Here is a 16393-nt window from a genome sequence, read left to right on the forward strand (position 1 = left end):
GCCCGATCTACCGTAGGGTCGATGACGCGAGCTTCGCCCTGTCTGTCCATGCGCCAACCAACGATCAAATCAAGGTGCCGACCAGGGGCGATGTGGCATCGATCAAGGTCAGCGGCGATGTAGGAATTCGTATTGAGTACGCCAGCGATGAACCGAAGGAGATCGGCGAGAGTGGCCTGTGCGACGGCATCGTGAGCTGGAAGACCAACAATCCCAATATTTTCGTGACAATTTCCTGGATCACCAACGATCCCGGCGTACCCGATCGGCTGCTGGCGATCGTCCGCGAGGAACTGGGGCGCGAGGGCCTCCGCCTGCTCCCGATGCACAAGCTGGATTGGCCCGCCGCCACGCCCGCCGAGCGGCTCTCTCAGCTCATCCCGCCCGATGCCCGGCCGTCCGAGGCACCCGTGCCTAGGATAGTAGCCGCCCCGCCTCGGAAGTCCGGGGGAGTTTTCGCATCCCCCCAAGATGTCGCGGCCGCATATCTTCAGGCGAGGGCGAAGAAGGACCTGCGGGCGTACTTACTTTGCCTGACGCCGGCTTCGCAAGGCTCGCTGTTCCGAGAATTGCTTTTCGTAATGCATATGAGCGGGACTGTCGAACCCGCAAGGACCATTGAGGAACGCCTGAAATTCAGATTGTTCGATTCTGGAAACCATCTGCTACCCAGCAAGGAACTCGACGAGCTTTTTACTCCTCCGGGAAAGCCGTATGAGGGACTCAATGAAGGCACGGATGCGTGGGTGTGCGCTTACGTGCAAAAGCGCGTCGGCGACGTATCGGCGTTCCTAGCCGTCTGCATGCCAGACGTTCCGGAGCCGCCTCTCGGCGATGGTGTCCCGGTTCGATGTGAGGGGATCCGTGTCGATGGGGACAGGGCCTCGGGGTATGTCATCCGAAGGGGACCTACACCCTCCCTCGAGGAAGTCGAGCAGCATCGGGTAAGCCGTTATCTCCCACGATGTGTCCCCATACGATTTCGACGGATCGACGAAAGGTGGCTCATCGCATCGACGCGGCCATGATGAGTAGCTCAAGCATGATCGGCAACGGGTCCGCGCCCGCCTGCCAGCGGCCCTGCGTCGGGCTACCCTGGGTGGTTCCATCAGAACATGATGCGGACACGTCGACTTTGGCCACGGAGTGAAGCACTCTTACGCGAGACCAAAGCACCAGCGAGGATCTTCGATTGCGGATCTCGCCTGGCGTCGGGTTAGTATCGGAGCCATCGTCGGCCTGGGGCGCAGCTTCGCCAGTCGTGCCAATTACGCCGTTCCGCAGGGGCAATAGTATCCATCCGAGCAGGAGGATTCCGATGGCCTGCCGAAGCATTCACTTTCCGGCAATCGTCTCATGGTTGAGCTTCGTTGCCGGCGTTTGCCATACGGAAAGATCTGCGGCTCAGGGACAGGATGTCCCCGCAATCGGTCACGCCCTGAAACAAGAAAAGCGTGACGTCGAAAACGTCGAAGGAGAGCGGTCGGAGAGCGGTCTTCTGCCGATCGAGCGCGCATTGCATGCCATCCAGCGTCGTGCCGCTGGTGACCACGCGCTCAAACATCTGGCAGACGAGCCGATTGTTCCCATCAACTACGCCTTTCTCGGGGGGAAACCCATAGATTATCGGCGTGCCATCAGCGCGCCTACCGACGATCAGATCGAGATTCCGACGAAGGGCGATGCGGCATCGATAAGGCTCCCAGGGAGCGTTTCGGTTCATATCGAAGTCATCAGACAAGGTGTTGACGGAGAGGTATTGAGCGGCCGCTATAACGGGGCCGTTACTTGGAAGACTGACAATCCGCATGTCTTCGTGAAGTTGTTCTGGTGCAGCAAAGATCCCGACGTACCCGATCGGCTGCTGGCGATCGTCCGCGAGGAACTGGGGCGTGAGGGCCTCCGCCTGCTCCCGATGCAAAAACTGGATTGGCCCGCCGCCACGACCGCGGAACGGCTCTCTCAGCTCCTGCCGCCCGATGGACTGCCCCCAGTTGCACCAGGGCCCGATGTGGAGGTTGCTCCGCCTCAGGCTCCCGCGAGAGACTTCGCCTCCCCCTACGACGTCGTGGCCAGGCACAACCAGGCCGTGGCCAAGGAGGATTGGGAGGCGTACGCCCGTTGTCTGACGCCGGCCTCGCAAGGAGTCGTCATCCGGGAGGTGCTCTTCCTCGCGGCGACGGGCGGGAAGAAGTGCCCAGAATTGATCAAGAGCATCGAGAAACACCTCAAGTTCAAGCTGATCGACGCCAGCGACTTCCCCGGCGCATTCGTACAAAGCAAGGAAGCACAGAAATTCCTCGAATCTCTGGCGATGCAGCCCGACGAGGACTCCGAGGCGGCGGACGCCCGGCTGTGCGAGATCTTCCGGCGACGGGTCGGCGACGTCCCCGCGTTCCTGGCCGACTGTTTCCGGCAGCTCCCCGGTCCGCCCGAGGGCTACGGCAAGCCGATCGAATGCGAGGGGGTCCGGATCGAGGGCGACAAGGCTTCGGGGTACTTAATCGATAGGCCTCCAGCACCCGATACCAAGGAAGCCGAGAAGCGAGGTGTCCTTCGTTACCTACCGCGATACTTCCCTATTCGTTTTCGACGTATCGGTGGGAGTTGGCTTGTCGCGTTTGCATACGAGCAGCGACAGTGAGGAGTTGGGCAAGGGAGTGCCGCGGGAGTAGGGGGATTGTCGCAATACGCAATGGCGAATGTGGACAGGCTTTACTCCGACGCAGACCCTCCGGGTGGCCGTGGTGGAACACCACGGGACAGCCTCGGTCTGGGTGAAGAGCCAGTCCACCCACTCGGCCTGCCCCCCGTGGTGTTCCACCACGGCCACCCCGTGCCATCTGTCAATCTCTTCGCATCCCGAAACCCCGCCGTGTGCGACAATCCCGGAGTAGGCCTTCCGGCAGGTCCGCAAGAAAAACGGGGCCACTCCTCCCCTTCGGGACGGCTTCGCCTGCCTGGCCGGCCGATCGCAAACGGGGACGTTCCCTCCCCCGATCTGCAAGGGTTTCGCAAGTCGCCGGACAACCATCTTCCTCCGCTGCGCTCCGTGCAGATGGCCCGTCGCCCCTTGACTGAGGAGCAGCGCGGGCGAGCCTTCGATGTTGCTCACCGGATGATCAGAGCTTACCTCGACTATCTCGCTTCTCGCTCGTGAACAGACGAGCCGGAGAGCGTTTGTTTTCTGGCCGTCCCGGATTTTGGGGCAGGTGGCTCAGAAAGCCTGAAAAACAGGCGATTTCTGTGGCGAGAGGTCACTTGGTCACATCAGGATAATCAATGATGATCAATGGCCAGGCACCCAAGGGCGGGATCGACCCACCTGCGCTCGGTTGGTCTCTACGACACCGAGGTGACTCCGGAGGCGGCGGAGCGGCTGCGCAAGTCTCTCTTGGATGCGACGATCAGCCCCGGGCGGACGAAGAGGCGATGAGCCTGGCCGCGCCTCCCGGTGTCCTTTCTCGGGTTCGCTATGTCGGCCGAGTCCATTGCGGGACTGTCGCAACGCGATGAGAACCCGAAGCCCAACCGTTGACGGTGAAATCGATTCGGCATGCATGAGTGGCCACGATCGTTAGATCGTCGTTCAGACGGCGAGGCCCCCAACCTCCGGCCTGAGCCGGACTGCCCTGGAATCAGCGATGGCCGCCTCGCGGATCGCACACACGTGCGAGGGTGGTGGCTTCGCCCGTCTGAACCACCCGCTTACTATGATGTTCGTGCGTTCATGATCTCCTCCGTCGAGCGTCAGGTCCTTGAACCAGCGTTTGCGACAATCCCCGGTAATGCATGCCTCGATTCGGCGAGATCGACCTTTCGATCTTTTCCCGACGGTGGGGATGCGGCAAAAGGCGTCGGCGGAAGCGGGCGAACTCTGGCCTTGCGAACCCGCCGATCCCTGGCAACGACCGTGCCCGGGCGGTAAACTCATCCCCATGATCGTCTTCCGGACGCCGTGCGAGGCGTGGACGTCCCCGGGGAGATGGGGGCGGCCAGGCCGGATGGCGAGAGGATGCCGCGCCCGGCAGGCCGCGGGGAAGCGGCCTCGCAAGGTCATTCCAGAACGCATAGCAAAGGAGAATTGCTCGTGGTCCGTCGCCGACTCCCGTTCGCACTGTCCCTGGGCCTGGCCTTCACCATGACGGCCGCCCTGGCGACTCCCGCCGCAAGAGCTCAGGACGCCAAGAAGGAAACCCCGAAGGCCGAGGCCAAGCCCGCCGAGCCCAAGAAGGAAGAACCCAAGGCCGCCGAGCCCGCCAAGCCCGCCGAGCCCAAGAAGGACGAGGCCAAGCCCGCCGAGCCGGCCAAGCCGGCCGAGATCCCGGCTCCGGTCGTCCCCAAGGCCGTCGAGGAGAAGCTCGAGGCCGCCCGCCACGCCGTCGCCGAGGCGATCGTCGCCGCCCAGGACGCCGGGCTCGTGGACTCCTCGATCGACCCGCCGCCGATCCTCGACATCCTGATCAAGGGCTACGCGATCGACGCCAAGATCCTCAAGAACCCGGCCGCCAAGAAGGACAACATCTGGGCCGTCACGCCCGAGGTCTTCTGCGGCTGGTTCACCGGCTACGGCAAGCTCGACGGCTCGACCATCAACCCCCAGGACGAGCTCCGGATCGTCAACCCGAGCGCCGGGCTGAAGGAATGGTACGACCAGCGGGCCAACATCCTCAACCGGCACATCGAGGCCGTCCGCAAGGCCAAGGGCCCGGCCCCCGCGCCGGCCGCCCCCGCCGCCGCCCCCGCCGCCACCAAGCCGGCCGAGCCGGCCAAGCCGGCCGAGCCCAAGAAGGAGGAGGCCAAGCCGGCCGAGCCGAAGAAGGACGCCCCCAAGCCGGCCGAGGTGAAGAAGGAAGAGCCCAAGAAGTCCTGACGAGATCGGCCGGCCTCGAGGCCGGTCGTGACCTTCGCCTTCCGCCGCGGCCCGCCTCCCCCGTCGCACGCCGACGAGGGGGAGGCGGGCGCCGCGGCGACCGTCGACCCGATGCGATCGATCCCCGGCCCCGGTCCGGCCCTTCGTCCTTCACCTCCCGCCATCCTCTCGATCCTCGAGGCCGTATCGAGTGACGCCGAACGCTGCCCCCAAGAACGGAGCCCCGTTGCAGGTCCTCTCGCTGGCCTGCGAGGCGGCCCAGCGGCTGGGCGCGTCGGCCGTCCTGATCCTCCCCGACGGCCCGCTCGATTGGGACCTCGTGCCGTCCTCCTGCGGGGGCGTGCCGGTCCTCGCCGCGTCGGCCTCCGACCGCCAGCTCCAGGCCATCCGCGACCGGGGCATCGAGGCGATCGAGGTCGAGCCGAGCGAGGCCACCATCGCCGAGCGGATCACGCTCGCCCTGATCGAGGCCGTCGCCAACGACCTGCTCAAGGCGGGGGCCCGCGTGGTGGTCGTCTACTCGGGCTTCGAGGCCGAGGCCCTCGACTCGCTCACCGTGATCCGCCTGGGCGAACACCTCGAGCGGCTCACCGCGCGCGACCTGCGGGCGCTCGAGGAGTGGGTTCCGTTCGAGACCCTCAAGGCCGTGGTCGACACGGCCGTGGAGATCGGCCGCGAGGGCCGCGAGGGGAAGGCGGTCGGCTCCCTGATCGTCGTCGGCGACGCCCGCAACGTCATGGCCCGCACCCGGCCGCTGGGGTTCGACCCGTTCAAGGGATATCGCCGCAAGGAGCGGAACGTCCGCGACCCGAGGGTCCGCGAGGCGATCAAGGAGATCGCCCAGATGGACGGGGCCTTCGTGGTGGGCCGCGACGGCACCGTGGAAGCGGCCTGCCGGCTGATCGACGCCCCCATGGCCGGCCTCACCCTGACCAAGGGCCTGGGGACGCGGCACTGGGCCGCCGCCGCCATCACGGCCGTCACCAAGGCCCTGGCCGTGGTCGTCAGCCAGTCCAACGGCACCGTCCGCCTCTTCCAGGACGGAGAGGTCATCCTCCGGATCGCCCCCATGCGGCACGCCCGCGCCATGAAGTGGCAGGATGCCGAGTCCGAGCCGGCCCCCCCCCGGCCGGAGCGCGAGAAGGATCGCGACCGAGATCGGGACCGCGACCGAGATCGGGATCGCGAGAAGGAGAAGCTGGTGAAGCCGACTGAGCCGAATCCCTCGGCGCCGTCGAGGTCGGGTTGACCCGCCGAGGCGAGGAGAGGGCCGGCTCCCTTCGGCGGCTGGCGGGCCTGCTGCGACGCGTCCTCCGCCTCCGGGGCCGGCCGCGGGATGATTCGACCGCCGCGGATCCCGGGCCGCCGCGGGGCCTGGTGATCGGCATCGGCGGCGTGGGGGGGCTGGACTTCTGCGGCCCGGCGCTCCGCCATGTCCTGGCCGAGTCGGGCCTGCCGTACGCCCTCCGGATCTTCCCCTGGGGCCACGGCTTCGGCCGCTGGTATGCCGACCTCTCGCGGGTGGCCGATCGCGACGCCAAGGCGGCCCTCCTGGCCGATACCGTCCGCAAGTTCCGCGCGGATCGGCCCGGCGAGCCGGTCTTCCTCGTGGCCAAGTCGGGGGGCACCGCCGTGGCGGTGAGGGCGATGGAGCTGCTGCCGCGGGATTCGGTCGAGACCGCGATCCTGCTGGCGCCGGCGCTCTCGCCCGGCTACGACCTGACCTCGGCCCTGGACGCCGTGGCGCGGGAGATGGTCGTCTTCTGGTCGCCGCTGGACCTTATCATCCTGGGGGCCGGGACCGCGCTCTTCGGCACGGCCGACCGCGTCCGAGGCGCCAGCGCGGGGCTCGTGGGCTTCCGGTCGCCGTCGGCCGGCCCGTATCCCAGGCTCCGGCAGGTCCGCTGGACCCCCGGCATGGCCTCCACGGGGAACCTCGGCGGTCACGTCGGGCCGGATTCTCCGGTCTTTCTGAGGAAGTACATTGTACCCCTGCTGCGCCCCGCCCCCGCGGCCGACTCTTGTTGAATCGCGGGCCGTCATCAAGCCCGCCGCGCGCCGGGCCGATATCGTAATGGCCCGGGCGTGATGCCCGCGGGCCATCCCCCCGGCGGGGCCTTCCGAAGCCCCCGCCCCCGACCGTCCGGCTTCGAGCCGGAAGCTTGAAGGATTGGAAACGCGTGAACTTGCTTGTTCTCGAACGCTCGCATGCGAACGTCCCGACCGCGGCCTTCGGCCGTCGCCGACCCCGGGTCGCAGGCCCCGGTCCGGGCGTTCGCCCTCGCGAGGGGGCTGCGTCCCCGGGGGATCATCCCCGGGCCTCGTCGCGGCGCCCCTCCGCCCTCGAGAACTGGCTTCCTTGAAGCCGCACCGCGTGGCGGTCTCCGCCTTTTCAACAAGGAGACGCACCCCAACCCCCTGATGCCCACTGCACCGGAGGGGCGGGGCCGCCCGCACTGATCCTCGCTCGACGGGGCAGGGCGGGGCCGAGGGCGAGTCAACTCGCCACCGGCCTCGTCCCCGCCTCGTCGAGCCGCTCCGCCGCGCGGAGCCTAACGTGTTCGGGGAGATGGCCTTGCGGGGCGACGGCGGGCCCGCCTCGCCCCCCGCCGGCCGGCAAGAGGCTTGACCCGGCCCCGCGCGCGCCGGATAAGTGACGATTGGAACATGCGCGTGGTTTTTCGATTTTGTGGAGTCTGATGAACGCCATGAGTAAGTCCGTTGCGACGATCGCCCGGGTTCACGGGCGCGAGATCCTGGATAGTCGCGGTAATCCGACGGTGGAAGTGGACGTGGTGCTGGCCGACGGGACGCTCGGCCGGGCGGCGGTCCCGTCCGGGGCGAGCACGGGGATTCACGAGGCCGTCGAGCTTCGCGACGGCGACAAGAAGCGGTATGGCGGCAAGGGGGTCTCCAAGGCGGTCGCCAACGTCAATGGGGCGCTCGCCAAGGTCGCGATCGGGCGGGATCCGAGCGACCAGGTCGGGCTCGACAAGGCCCTGATCGCGGCCGACGGCACGCCCAACAAGGGGAAGCTGGGCGCCAATGCCATCCTCGGCGTCAGCCTGGCCGCGGCCAAGGCCGCCGCGACGGCCCACGGCCTGCCCCTCTATCGCTACATCGGCGGCGCCAATGCCCGCGTGCTGCCGGTGCCGATGGCCAATATCGTCAACGGCGGCAAGCACGCCGACAACAAGATCGACTTCCAGGAATTCATGGTCATGCCCGTCGGCGCGAAGTCGTTCGCCGAGGGCATCCGGATGGTCGCCGAGATCTTCCATCAGCTCAAGGCCGTGCTCAAGAAGGCCGGCCACAACACCAACGTCGGCGACGAGGGGGGCTTCGCCCCGAACCTCGACAACGAGGAGGCCATCAAGTTCATCCTCGACGCCGTCGACAAGGCCGGATACAAGGCCGGCCGCGACCAGGATATCGCCATCGCGCTCGACTGCGCCAGCTCCGAGCTCTTCGACGAGGGGGACAAGAAGGGATACAAGTTCTGGAAGTCCGCCCCGGACAAGGTCCTCTCCAGCAAGGCGATGATCGAGCTCTTCAGCGAGTGGGTCGACAAGTACCCGATCATCTCGATCGAGGATCCGCTCGACCAGGACGACTGGTCCGGCTACGTCGATTTCACCAAGGCCCTGGGCAAGAAGGTCCAGATCGTCGGCGACGACTTCTTCGTCACCAACACCGAGCGGCTGGCGAAGGGCATCGCCCAGGGGGCGACCAACAGCATCCTCATCAAGGTGAACCAGATCGGCAGCCTGACCGAGACGCTCGAGGCCATCGAGATGGCCCACCGCGCCGGCTACACGTCGGTCATCAGCCATCGCTCCGGCGAGACCGAGGACGCGACCATCGCCGACATCGCCGTCGCCACCAACGCGGGCCAGATCAAGACCGGCTCCGCCAGCCGCTCCGACCGCGTCGCCAAGTACAACCAGCTCCTCCGGATCGAGGAAGAGCTCGGCGCCGACGCCATCTACGGCCCCGGCCCCAAGGTCCGCGGCTGAGGCCGGCTCGCTTTGCCATCACCGTTGATCCTCGCGGCCGTGTCCGACTCCCGCAGTCGGTCACGGCCGCTTGCTTACCCCGGGATCGCCTGCGAGCCCCGGTTTTGCCAGCCCTGGGCTCCTGCGTTATGCTAGCGGATGGGACCACGCAAGGGGCTATCTCCAATCACGGTTGGCAGGTCTTACCAGGATGAACATCGCTCTCGCAGACGACCTGCAGCGGCTCCTCAGGAAGAAGGTCGAGAACGGCCAGTTCCCGAACGAGGAGGCCGTCGTCGAAGAAGCCCTGAGGCACTTCCTCGTCGAGCAGCCGGATCAGCGGCAAACCCCGAGCCCTGGGACCCAGCCCGAGAAGGAAGACGACGGGGACGCTCGACCCTGGCGTGGCGTCTATTCCTTGGAGTTCCCCGAAGAGGTTCTTTTCACGAAGTCCATCGACATCCGCCCCGATCAACTCGACGAGTGGCGCCCCCAGGGGGTCACGAGCGAGAGACGGTCCCGAGACGAAGATGAGTAACCCCTGGTACGGGGTCGTTGGGCCGGACGTGCGTTTGACCCAGGGCGACATCATCCTCGACTGCCCGCTTCTCAAGTGGCAACTGGACGACGCGGCCGAAGGTGAGTCGAGGGCGTCGGACGAGCGTCTGTTCCAGGCGGTCAAGGGGGTTAAGGCCGACGTCGTCGTCATGACCCAGGCGTGCGACCTGGAACAGGGCAAGGTCTCGGATGTGGTCCTGTGCCCGTGCCGTCCGCTCTCCAGGTACAGGCCGGCCTGGGAGGAGGCTGAACGGGCCAGGAAACAGAACCCGACGAACAAGGCTTGGTCCGCGTTCTGCGAGGACATCAAGAACGGTTATGTGTGGAACCTGTTCATGACCGACTCGCTCCAAGACGGCGAGATCACCACCGAGCATCGAATCGTCGATTTTCACGGCGTCCACACTGTGCCACGTGCCTTCCTCGACTCGCTGATCCCCGAGCGAGGGTCGAAGAGATTGAGGCTGCTGCCGCCGTACCGCGAACACCTCTCGCAATCATTTGCCAGATTCTTCATGAGGGTTGGGTTGCCCATCCCCGTGACCAGGGCCTGGTAAGCCCGAGCAGGCCGGTCCCGAGGCATCGCGGTGGCCTCGATGCCGTGTTCGTGGGGGCAAGCGAAGTATGCGGGCTCATGCGACGGGCTCCGCGTCTGCCTCTTCTCGATCCATCTTCAGCCCTTCCTGTGCGGCCCACCGCATCAGGATCGCCATGCAGGCCTCGTCGGGATCTTCATTGAACCGGGCCTTCGCCTGGATGACATCGCGGCCGGTCGGCTCGACCTCCACCGTCGCGTGGCGCTGACGGGCCTCGGGAGTTTCCAGCGCGATGGACCAGATCGTCGTCCGTCGCTGGGCGCAGCGCTCGGTATATTCGGCGACGCAGTGATTCATGGCCTTCCCCTCGGCGGCCATGGTGTCGCTGTCGAGCAGCTCGCGGACGGTCCAGATCCGGCCCTCCTCGTCTTGGCGGAGGAACTCGCCGATGCCCGAGCGCTCCCACGAGATCCGCGTCCGCTTCGGCTCTTGCTTCTCCGTCCGCTCGGCCCGCCATTCGACCGCGCGGCGGACCAGCGATTCGGCCGTCCGCCCCTTGACCGAGAGATCGGGCTGGGGCGGCTCGAAGGCCACCTCGGTGTCCTCGCCGATGATGACCCGCCGGTTCTCGAACTTCTGATCTTGAAGGTACTCGACGAGCGGCTCGACGAGCGCCGGATCGAGGCGCGGGCTGTTGATCAGCACGTGGATCACCGAGGTCCAGAACGCGCCATGATTGAAGTCCCTCCCCAGGCGGGTGGCAGCAACGACCCGGGCCAGCTCGTCGGAGCCTCCGAGGCCGATCACCTGCGCCCACCGGAGCGCGAAGCGGATCGGAAACCGGGCCGGTGCGTGGGCGAATTCGTGTGCCATCCGCCGGCTAAGCCGGATCGGGAACCCGGCGTCGCGGAGGCTCTTGCCTTGACCCGCGTGCCTGAACCAGCCCTGCTGCCGGCGGGCAGGATCGTCATCGCCGAGGAACCATGCCGAGAGGAGGACCGGCGGCACGGGAAAGCACGCCATCAGGTGATGGGCCAGCGAGGAAAAGAGCGGCAGCGGGTTGGCCTCACGCGGCTCCCAGAGCCGCAACGGCCGGAACCAATGCCGGCGATGGGCGTACAGGGCCAGCAGGCCGGTCACGATGGCATCGGGCCAGCCGTCCCGGATCCGCCCCTGCAGGCGGGCGGGCCTCAGCAGGTCCGACCGGCCGCGGACCTCGCCGAGGAACTGGACGATCCCCTCGCTCGGTCCGCCGGGCCACCGGCTTGCGAGGGTTTGCCGAATGGAGCGATCGATGAGCGCCTTGGCGTGCTCCCTGGGCGCAATCTTGACGGGCATGATGAGGCTCACGAGGCCACGGGATTCGACCGGACGGACGGGGGACGCGGCCCACGTCGTCATCGCGGTCGGCCCGGCTTCCCGGCGCCCGATGGGGCCCTTCAGCGGCCGAGGGATGCGACGTGGAGCGATGTGTAGATCTGGCGGAAATGAGCCTTCATGATCGAATCCTCCTCAAGCGCGGATGGGCCGCTCGCCTCTGGGACACCATGGCCCGTCTCGCGGTTCGCGCCGAACCGGCGCCGTCGGGAGAGGGCCGGGAACCCGTCGCGAACCGCCGGGGCCGGTTCCGTGTCCGACGATCATGGACCTGACCACCGAGCCTTACACCACGCAGTCCGCCCGCTGGCCGCAATCCGGCCGTCACATCCTGGCCCAGTTCGACGCCGAATCGGTGATCGTTTATCAGGCCTATCGCCCGGAGATCGGCCGCTTCGCCGCCCGGCACGGGGCTTTCGGCGGCGGCTTCAGCCTGAACCGCATGAGCTGGATCAAGCCGAACTTCCTCTGGATGATGTACCGCTCCGGCTGGGGGACGAAGGAGGGCCAGGAGGTCACGCTCGCCGTCCGGTTGAGGCGATCCGCCTTCGACGAGATCCTCCGCCGGGCCGTGCATTCGACCTTCATTCCCGGCCTCCACGAGGGTGAGGACGCCTGGAGGCGGGCCGTTGCCGGGTCCGACGTGCGGCTCCAGTGGGATCCCGACCACGGCCCGTCGGGCGCCCCGCTCGAGCGCCGGGCCATTCAGCTCGGCCTCCGCGGGGATGCGCTGGCCCGCTACGCCCGGGACTGGCTCCTCGGCATCGAGGACATCTCGGACTTCGTGGCCGAGCAGCGGGCGCACGCGTCGGCGCCTTACGCGAACCTGGCGACGCCCAGGGAAGAGGTCTACGAGGTCGCCGACCGTGACGTCGCCGCAAGGCTCGGGGTGTCGCCGGCTCCCGACGACTGATCTTCGGGCTTCGCCACTTCGACCGGACAGGATCGGTCGAGGTGAGGCCGTGGGAATCGGCTCAGCCGGTTGACCGTGGGAGGGACGTGACCGAGAATCCGCGTTGTCGAGGATCACGGTCAGGGCAGCCCCGCGAGGCCAGCGATGAACGACCAGCAAGAGCGATTCCCGCGGCCGAACCGCGCCGCAGTCGAGATCAACCGTCGCGAGGCCCTGGGGGCGGTCGCCGCCTGCCTGGCGGTCGGCCCCGTCGTCGCCGACCCCGCCGCTTCCGGATTCCGACTGGCGACCTTCGCCGCCGACGTCACGCCGCCGGCCGGGCATCCCCTGATGGGGGGCGGGATCGCGCCCGCCGCGGAGGTCATGGATCGGTTGTCCGCCCGGGGCTTCGTCCTGTCGGGAGCCGGGAAGCCGGTCGTCCTGGCCGCGATCGACTGGTGCGAGATCCGCAACGACGCCTTCGACCGCTGGCGTGAGGCCCTGGCCGAGGCCGCCGACACGGATCCTCGCCGCGTCCTGGTCGCGTGCCTGCATCAGCACGACGCCCCCATCGCCGACCTCGCCGCCCAGCGCCTGCTCGACGCGCGGCAATCGGCCGCGAAGATCTGCGATCCGGGCTTCCACGAGCTCGCCGTGCGCGGCGTCGCACAGGCCGTCCGCGAGGGCTTGAGGTCGGCCCGGCGGGTGACCCACGTCGGTACGGGGCAGGCCAGGGTGGAGGCCGTCGCGTCGAACCGCCGCTACCTCCGCGCCGACGGCCGGCCCGCATTCGACCGGATGAGCGCCACCCGCGATCCGGCAATCCGCGACCAGCCCGAAGGGCTGATCGATCCCTGGCTCAGGACGTTGAGCTTCTGGGACGGCGACAGGCCGGTCCTGGCGCTGAGCGCCTACGCGACCCACCCGATGAGCCACTACGGCCGCGGGGCCGTCTCGGCCGACTTCATCGGCATGGCCCGGCGGATGCGGCAGGACGAGATGCCGGACGTCTTCCAGATCTACGCCACCGGGTGCGGCGGCAACGTGACCGCCGGGAAGTACAACGACGGCTCGCCCGCCAACCGCCCCGCCCTGGCCGGGCGGATCCACCGCGCGATGGTCGCGGCCTGGGCGGCGACCGAGCGTTCCCCGATCGAGCGGGCGGAGTTCCGCAGCGTCCCCCTGCGGCTGGAGCCGAGGGACGGCCCCGGCTTCACGGTCGCGGACCTCCGGAAGCGACTGGAGACCGACCCGAGGCCGTTCGGCCGCTGCCTGGCCGCGCTCGGCCTGGCCTGGCGGGCGCGGGCCGACGCCGGCCACGCGATCGACGTGCCGGCCCTGGACCTCGGTCGTGCCCAGCTCCTGCTCCTGCCCGGCGAGTCGTACGTCGAGTATCAACTCCTGGCCCAGCGGTCGCGCCCCGACTCCTTCGTCGTGACGCTCGGCTACGGCGAGGCCGGGACGGGCTACATCCCGACGGACCGGCATTTCGAGGAGGGGGATGCGAACCTGGCCGATTGGTGCTGGGTCGCCCCCGGCTCCGAGGCGCGGATGGCCCGCGCCATCGCCGCGGCCCTTGGGGGAGACGAGGCCGGCGTCCGGCCCACGGTGGAGATCCGCGGCGTCTACGGGGGCATGCCCGCGGAGATCCTGGACCGCGGCAAGACGCTCGCCGACTACGGCATCAACGCCGTCTGGATCGGCTCCGGCGGGCTCACTCGCGAGGCCATCGAGACGCTCAAACGGCAGGGTGCGAAGGCGTTCGCCGAGTTCAACACGATGCACGACGCGGCCTACCTCGAGGGCCATCCCGACGCCGCGCCGATCGGCGCGGACGGCACGCCGTGCCCGCCGCCCGATGGCTGGCAAGGCGTCTGCCCGACCCATCCCGGCTACCGCGCGGCACGGATGGCGGCGTTCCGCCAGGTCCTCCGCGATTTCGCCATCGACGGCATCTGGCTCGACTACCACCACGCCCACGCGAGCTGGGAGCAGGCCGAGCCGGCCCTGCCGGATACCTGCTTCTGCGCCCGCTGCCTGGCTCGGTTCGCGCGGGAGGCCGACGTCAAGCTGCCCGATCGCCCCGCGCCGGAGGTCGCCCGCATGCTGCTCGGCCCGCACCGGGACCGGTGGGTGGGCTGGCGTTGCGGCGTGTTCACCGACTGGGTGCGCGAGCTCCGCGACATCCGCGACGAGGTCCGCCCCGGCGCCCTGCTCGGGACCTTCCACTGCCCGTGGTCGGAGGATGATCGCGGCGGGGCCTTGCGGGCGAAGCTGGCGATCGACCTGAGGGCCCAGGCGGAGTACCTCGACGTCCTCAGCCCGATGCCGTATCACGCCCGGTTCGGCCACGCGGCCGATCCGGCCTGGATCGGCCGCCAGGTCGCCTGGCTGGGGCGGCACCTCGGGATCCACGGCCGGCCCGGAGAGCGGCTCCGGATCTGGCCCATCGTGCAGCTCTCGGACTGGGGCGAGCCGGTCCCGGCGGCTCAGGTGGCCCAGGCGATCGCCCAGGGTGCCCGCCGCCCCGCCACCGGTCTGACGGCCTTCGCCTGGGGCTCCCTCTCGAAGGACCGGGACAAGGTCGAGGAGCTGGGCCGCGCGTATCGCGCCCTGAAACCGTGATGCCTGGCCATGAATTCACGATCTGGCGTGCAAATCGGATCGTCGTTTCCGGGCCCGCCTTTCGTGTGCTGCCGGGCTATCGGGCCGGGGCCGGCCGATGGCTGGGGAGCTGGGCCTTGAAGTCGCCCAGGCTGGGCCACCGCGCGCGGCGGCCCAGGTCCACCTCGGCGACGGCGACGGTCCCCCAGTCCTTCGCCTGGGCGAGGACGTCGCCGGTCTGGCCGAAGACGGCGGAGATCATCCATTCGCTGGAGACGTCCTCGTACGTGCTGCTGACGAGGTAGACGTGGTTCTCGCAGGCCCGGGCCCGGGCCAGGAGCGGGTTGCAGCCCCAGACCGGCCAGGCGATCACCTCGGCCCCGCGGTTGGTCAGCTCGCGGGCCACCTCGGGGAAGAAGCCGTCGTAGCAGATCATCAGGCCCACCCGGCCGAACCGGGTTTCGAACACGGGGTAGTCGGAGCCGGGCGCGATCCCGCCGTCGACCTCGCCCCGGGGGAGGCAGACCTTGCGATACGTGCCGATGAGCGAGCCGTCCGGGCCCAGGAGCACCGCGACGTTGTAGACGAGCGGGCCGTCGCGCTCGAGCAGGCCGGCCACGATGTACAGGCCGTGTTCCTTCGCCAGCCTCCCGAAGTACTCGGTGGACGGGCCCGGGACCGGCTCGGCCACCTCGTGATACGCCTTGCCCAGTCCCGGATAGGTCAGCGTCTCGCCGAGGACGACGAGGTCGGCCCTCCGGCGGGCGGCCTCGGCGATCAGCGGTTCGTACATCTTGCGGTTGTCCTCGGGGGACCGGCCGCCCGAGGGGCGGAAGTGGACCGTGGCCAGCCGGACCGTCCTGGGAGCGGGAGGCGGCACCTCGGTCAGGGAGACGTCCCGCCACCGCACCTCGCCGTTGCGGGCCCACCGCAGATGCAGCTCGACGACCGCCCGCGCGGCACCCGCCGGCGCCCGGTAGGTCCCGTCGAAGCGGGCCCAGCCGCGGCCGGCCTCCCCCGTCGCGGCGGGGAACTCCGTCTCGGCCATCGGGGTCATCCTCCGGAGGTAGCCCTGGACTCCCGGCTCGTCGAGCGGGACCGGCCGGCCCTGGGCGTCCCGCCAGTGGATCTCGGCGACCACGCCGCGGCGGGGGAGCTCGACGCCCGTCGCGCGATAGTCCGCGAGGAAGTGATAGTGCCTGCCCCCGAGGACCGGAAACGTCTTCCTCCAGCAACCGTCGACGCCTTCACGCCCGCCGGCCCGGATGACCAGGATGTCAGGCCGGCCCGCCTTTGCCCCGGGTTCCCGGATGAAATCCGGGCGGATCTCGTCGCGAGGCGCGCCGGCCGTCCAGCCGTCGGCGGTCGAGACGCCGTCGGCCAGAGCCGGCGTCGCGAAGCTGAGCCGCGCGAGGAACACGCACGATGCGAGGATTGGGACGGTCCATCGGAATCGGGCCATGGTTTGGTTCCTCGTCGGCTTCGGGGGTTCGCGCTCCGGACAGGGCCGCCTTTTTACTGTAGCGGCCCTTGCCATCGGCGGGGTAGGGTTCCCGGG

General features: G+C 68.5%; 12 protein-coding genes. 10 read left to right on the forward strand and 2 right to left on the reverse strand.

The features are described 5' to 3' along the window. From G6O54_RS25105 to G6O54_RS25140, 8 genes are all read left to right on the forward strand, one after another. Positions 1 to 1028: nuclear transport factor 2 family protein (locus G6O54_RS25105; protein WP_205679034.1), on the forward strand; the 1028-nt coding region annotated here is incomplete at its 5' end. 290 nt (positions 1029 to 1318) lie between these two features. Then, positions 1319 to 2644, forward strand: a complete 1326-nt coding sequence (locus tag G6O54_RS25110; protein WP_165229287.1) for a hypothetical protein — start codon at positions 1319 to 1321, stop codon at positions 2642 to 2644. A 1446-nt stretch (positions 2645 to 4090) separates the two neighbouring features. Further along, entirely contained in the window at positions 4091 to 4873 is a 783-nt protein-coding gene (locus tag G6O54_RS25115; RefSeq protein ID WP_165229289.1) for a hypothetical protein, read from the forward strand. Positions 4874 to 5063: 190 nt separating this feature from the next. Then, a complete protein-coding gene (locus G6O54_RS25120; protein ID WP_165229291.1) occupies positions 5064 to 6122 on the forward strand; it encodes a diadenylate cyclase in 1059 nt (352 codons plus the stop codon). Beyond that, positions 6119 to 6901, forward strand: coding sequence for a serine aminopeptidase domain-containing protein (locus G6O54_RS25125; protein WP_250847072.1), 783 nt, complete (start codon positions 6119 to 6121; stop codon positions 6899 to 6901). The genes G6O54_RS25120 and G6O54_RS25125 overlap by 4 nt, the downstream gene beginning before the upstream one ends. Positions 6902 to 7581: 680 nt before the next feature. Continuing rightward, positions 7582 to 8889, forward strand: a complete 1308-nt coding sequence (eno, locus tag G6O54_RS25130) for a phosphopyruvate hydratase (protein ID WP_165229293.1) — start codon at positions 7582 to 7584, stop codon at positions 8887 to 8889. Positions 8890 to 9079: 190 nt separating this feature from the next. Further along, positions 9080 to 9406, forward strand: coding sequence for a hypothetical protein (locus G6O54_RS25135; protein WP_165229295.1), 327 nt, complete (start codon positions 9080 to 9082; stop codon positions 9404 to 9406). Continuing rightward, positions 9399 to 9983: a hypothetical protein gene (locus tag G6O54_RS25140; protein ID WP_165229297.1), complete on the forward strand. Its 585-nt coding sequence runs from the start codon at positions 9399 to 9401 to the stop codon at positions 9981 to 9983. Before G6O54_RS25135 ends, G6O54_RS25140 begins: the two co-directional genes overlap by 8 nt. 75 nt (positions 9984 to 10058) lie before the next feature. Here the strand turns inward: G6O54_RS25140 and G6O54_RS25145 are convergent, their stop codons facing one another. Further along, positions 10059 to 11300: a PcfJ domain-containing protein gene (locus tag G6O54_RS25145; RefSeq protein WP_165229299.1), complete on the reverse strand. Its 1242-nt coding sequence runs from the start codon at positions 11298 to 11300 to the stop codon at positions 10059 to 10061. 304 nt (positions 11301 to 11604) lie between these two features. Here G6O54_RS25145 and G6O54_RS25150 point away from each other — a divergent pair, with 304 nt between their 5' ends. After that, a complete protein-coding gene (locus G6O54_RS25150) occupies positions 11605 to 12252 on the forward strand; it encodes a DUF4291 domain-containing protein (protein WP_165229301.1) in 648 nt (215 codons plus the stop codon). Between the two features lie 144 nt (positions 12253 to 12396). Further along, positions 12397 to 14856 (forward strand): alpha-amylase family protein, encoded by a 2460-nt coding sequence (locus tag G6O54_RS37430; protein ID WP_205679035.1) that lies wholly within the window; start codon positions 12397 to 12399, stop codon positions 14854 to 14856. Positions 14857 to 14932: 76 nt separating this feature from the next. Here the strand turns inward: G6O54_RS37430 and G6O54_RS25160 are convergent, their stop codons facing one another. Then, on the reverse strand, positions 14933 to 16297 hold the full coding sequence (locus G6O54_RS25160; RefSeq protein ID WP_165229303.1) for a carbon-nitrogen hydrolase family protein: 1365 nt from the start codon (positions 16295 to 16297) through the stop codon (positions 14933 to 14935). Positions 16298 to 16393: the final 96 nt, after the last annotated feature.

The sequence above is a fragment of the Aquisphaera insulae genome, from assembly GCF_011064615.1.
Taxonomy (GTDB): domain Bacteria; phylum Planctomycetota; class Planctomycetia; order Isosphaerales; family Isosphaeraceae; genus Aquisphaera; species Aquisphaera insulae.

Coding starts and splice junctions, on each gene's coding strand:
- G6O54_RS25110 (WP_165229287.1), top strand. CDS start 1,319: ATGGCCTGCCGAAGCATTCACTTTCCGGCAATCGTCTCATGGTTGAGC.
- eno (WP_165229293.1), top strand. CDS start 7,582: ATGAGTAAGTCCGTTGCGACGATCGCCCGGGTTCACGGGCGCGAGATC.
- G6O54_RS25135 (WP_165229295.1), top strand. CDS start 9,080: ATGAACATCGCTCTCGCAGACGACCTGCAGCGGCTCCTCAGGAAGAAG.
- G6O54_RS25140 (WP_165229297.1), top strand. CDS start 9,399: ATGAGTAACCCCTGGTACGGGGTCGTTGGGCCGGACGTGCGTTTGACC.
- G6O54_RS25145 (WP_165229299.1), bottom strand. CDS start 11,300: ATGCCCGTCAAGATTGCGCCCAGGGAGCACGCCAAGGCGCTCATCGAT.
- G6O54_RS25150 (WP_165229301.1), top strand. CDS start 11,605: ATGGACCTGACCACCGAGCCTTACACCACGCAGTCCGCCCGCTGGCCG.
- G6O54_RS37430 (WP_205679035.1), top strand. CDS start 12,397: ATGAACGACCAGCAAGAGCGATTCCCGCGGCCGAACCGCGCCGCAGTC.
- G6O54_RS25160 (WP_165229303.1), bottom strand. CDS start 16,297: ATGGCCCGATTCCGATGGACCGTCCCAATCCTCGCATCGTGCGTGTTC.